This window comes from Catenibacterium faecis, from assembly GCF_014306455.1.
GTDB classification, from domain to species: Bacteria; Bacillota_I; Bacilli_A; order Erysipelotrichales; family Coprobacillaceae; genus Catenibacterium; species Catenibacterium mitsuoka_A.
The window spans coordinates 1-2,205 of sequence record NZ_JACRWG010000115.1; the positions used below are offsets into that span (position 1 = coordinate 1).

The 2,205-nt window shown below is 36.8% G+C and carries 2 protein-coding genes; both read left to right on the top strand.

Going from position 1 to position 2,205, the window contains the following annotated elements; genetic code table 11:
- Positions 1-190: 190 nt before the first annotated feature.
- Positions 191-1,705, top strand: a complete 1,515-nt coding sequence (gene istA / locus H8909_RS12895) for an IS21 family transposase (RefSeq protein WP_238928310.1) — start codon at positions 191-193, stop codon at positions 1,703-1,705.
- On the top strand, positions 1,702-2,205 hold a 504-nt coding region (locus H8909_RS12900), incomplete at its 3' end, for an ATP-binding protein (RefSeq protein WP_187013112.1). The genes istA and H8909_RS12900, both read left to right, overlap by 4 nt.

Below are 2,205 nucleotides of genomic sequence, written 5' to 3' on the forward strand. Positions count from 1 at the left end.
AATCGCATAAAGTGCACCACCTATATCACCAACTGCACCACTAGTCTAAAAATCAGAATATACACAACTGCACCACCTCATGGGTGGTCTTTTTGTACTATCATGATATTGGAGACAATGTCTCTAATATTATGAAAGGAGCCGAAAAATTATGGCCGTAAAATTCAATCTGAGACTGTGCCTGCAGCTAATGGATCAGGGAATTTCTCTTAATACCATTTCCAAGCAATACCATATAAGCAAGCACACCTCATCGAAAGTAAAACGAAGAAAGGAGGAATTAGAATTTGATACTGCAAAATTAGAGTGTTATTCAGATACGGAATTGGGAAAGCTGTTCTTCCCTAATCTTTATGAAAGTGAAGACATCTATGCCCCTATAGATTATGAATATATTCATAATGAATTATCTAAACCTGGAGTCACTCTGAAGCTGTTGTGGAATGAATACTGCATCAAGATAAATGATGGGAAGTATCCAGTAAGCTATTCAAAGTTCTGCAGAGGATACACAGAACATGTTCAGAATCACAACTATACCAACCATATCCAGCATAAGCCAGGTATTCGTACTGAAGTAGACTGGAGTGGGCCTACAATGCATTATACTGTTCCTTCTACAGGTGAAGTGGTTAAGGTATATCTATTTGTAGCTACACTCCCATTCTCTCAGTATTCATATGTAGAAGCTACAAAGGATATGAAGATGGATACATGGATCGATTGTAATCGTCACATGTTTGAGTACTTTGGTGGATCTACAGTAAGAGTAGTCTGCGATAACCTTAAGACAGGAGTTGTGATGCATCCTAAAAACGGAGAAATCATCCTTACTGATACTTACAGTGATTTTGGAAATCATTATATGACTGCCATCATGCCTGCACAGGTCAGAAAGCCGAAGCAGAAGGCAAGTGTTGAAGGCACTGTAGGAAAGATAGCTACTGTCATAATCGCTTCATTAAGAAACAGAGAGTTTAATTCATTTGAAGAACTGTATAAGGCAGTTAGAGAAAGACTTGAGGTGTTCAACTCCACACCATTCCAGAAGAGAGATGGAAGCAGAAAGGAAGTATTCGAAGAGGTAGAGAAGAAAACACTAAGACCTCTCCCTGAATTTCCTTTTGAGGTATGTCACTGGTTTTATTCAAGAAAGGTGCAGCTTAACTGTCATATCGCTTATAAAAAGAACTGGTATTCAGTTCCATATGAATATGTAGGCAAGATGGTAGATATTAAGGTAACTGAGACCACATTGACTACCTATTATCAGAATAAGCGCATTAATGTACATAAGGTGTTTCCAGATTACGTTAAAAACAGATATTCCACATATGATCATGATATGCCAGAGTCTGTCAAAGTAACAGAATGGGATGATGAGCGTATAAAAAAATGGGCCAGTAAAATTGGCCCTTACACTAGAAAGGTAATAGATAATATATTTCTAACTAGCGTAGTTAAAGAACAGGGATATAATCCTGCATTAAGTGTACTGCATCTAAGTGATAAATATTCAAAAGAAAGACTCGAAATATCCTGCCAGATAGCTTTGAGTAAATATCCATCACCTAGATATAGACATCTTAATGCCATTCTAGCCAACAATCAAGATAGACAGAATTTACAGGAAAATATGAAAAAGGAAGAGAAAGCAACAGGCCATTTAAGAGGGCCTGAATTCTATGGAGGCAGATCAAAATGATTGATAATGAAACTATAAGAAAGGCATCTGAGATGGGCATTATTGATGTCATTGATGCAGTAAATACAGTTGAATCTAATACTACTTATATCACTTTATCATTTGATGAGAAAATCAAGATGATTATAGATATGGTATATCAGTGTAGATATAACGAAGCAGTAAAGAAATTGAAGAAAAGAGCTAAGCTTCGCTATTTAGAAGCGGATCTAAGGGATGTGCATTACACTGAGAATCGTCTCATAACTAAAGATCTTGTTTCTTCTTTAGCTACATGCAGCTTTATGAATCTGAATACAAATCTGGTTATACATGGTCCCTGTGGTACAGGTAAAACATGGCTTGCCTGTGCCATAGCCAATGAGGCTATTAAACAAAGACATAAGACATTCTATATTAGACTTCCTAGATTACTAGAACTATATGATAACATGAGAAACTCTGGAAAGAGCCTATCCCAGGCAGTGCAGAAGTATGCCAAGTATGAACTTTTGATACTG

What these genes read in the sequence shown, in the direction of transcription:
- istA (WP_238928310.1), top strand. Translation starts at nt 191, where the DNA reads ATGGATCAGGGAATTTCTCTTAATACCATTTCCAAGCAATACCATATA.